This window comes from Mammaliicoccus fleurettii (genome assembly GCF_003970575.1).
Lineage (GTDB): Bacteria > Bacillota > Bacilli > Staphylococcales > Staphylococcaceae > Mammaliicoccus > Mammaliicoccus fleurettii.
Map to the genome: position 1 here is coordinate 1 of NZ_RXWZ01000072.1, position 1,221 is coordinate 1,221.

At 30.0% G+C, this 1,221-nt stretch carries 1 protein-coding gene; it reads right to left on the reverse strand.

Annotated elements, in window-relative coordinates; translation table 11 throughout:
- Positions 1-18: 18 nt before the first annotated feature.
- Positions 19-1,145, reverse strand: a protein-coding gene (locus tag CD129_RS06165; protein WP_115337112.1) for an IS3 family transposase whose coding sequence is annotated in 2 segments (ribosomal slippage) — positions 19-899 and positions 899-1,145 — 1,128 coding nt in all. Because the reading frame shifts where the segments join, the coding sequence is not laid out codon by codon here.
- Between the last annotated feature and the right edge of the window lie 76 nt (positions 1,146-1,221).

Here is a 1,221-nt window from a genome sequence, read left to right on the forward strand (position 1 = left end):
TGGTATGTCAACAAAAACTTAGACAGAATTCATAAGTTTATAAGAGGTTGGCGTTTGATAATTTAATCCTGCATGTATTCTTTCATTGTTATACCAGTTTATATACATTTTTAATTCAATTTCTAATTGTTCTATCGTATAGAATCTTGTAGTATTTATGAATTCTGTCTTTACTGCTTTAAATATTGTTTCTGCTACTGCGTTATCATATGGATTTCCCTTACGGCTTAAAGAACGGTTAATATTGAATACATCAATTACTTTATCGATTAATTGATTATCAAATTCTCGTCCTCTATCTGTATGGATATAGCTTATATTAAATAGATTTGTTTCTATACTTGCTAATGCTTTGAATACTAAGTCAGCGTTTTTGCGTTGTCCTACACTATAGCCTATAATCTCTCGATTATATAAATCACTAAATAAGCATACATAATGCCATCTATTGTCCACACGGACATAAGTTAAATCTGAAACAATGTATTTATACTGTTTATGTTTTTTAAAGTTACGATTTAAATGATTCTTGGTAGTAGATTGGTTTACCTTGCTTGATGTTACTTTAAATTTCATCTTTGTATAAGTAGAAACTAAGTTTCTTTGTTTCATTAATACACCAATCTTACGCCTAGACACATATAGTCCTCGTTTCGTTAAGGCAATTTTTATTTTACGTGTACCATAACATCGTCGATTAGAAATGAATATATCTTCAATTTCATCTGCTAATATCTCATCATTGTTTTCTTTATTAACTTTATGTTGGTTATTTTGGTGGTAATAGTAGGTACTTCTTGGCATTTGTAGGACTTTGCACATTGCTGATACTGAATATTTGTGAGTATTCTCATTTATCACATCTATTTTCGTCCGATTATCAGCGCGGCTTGCTTTAAAATATCGTTTTCCATTTTTAGCTGTTTATTTTCTTTTTCTAGTTCCATCATTTTCTTTTGTTCTTTTGTAAGATTATCTTTGTGCTCAAAAGAACCAGAGGTTTTTGCCTGATTAATCCATCGATCTAATGCAGATGGGGTTAAATCATATTCTCTAATAATTTCAGATTTTGGTTTTTCATTAAGGTATAAATCAACCATTTGCTGTTTGAATTCATTACTGTATTCTCTACGCTCTCTTCTCATAAAAAGACCACCTACTTTCTTAATTTTAACAATACTTCTCTTTAAAGAAGTTGTCCAATTAAGTGTAGACGGTCCA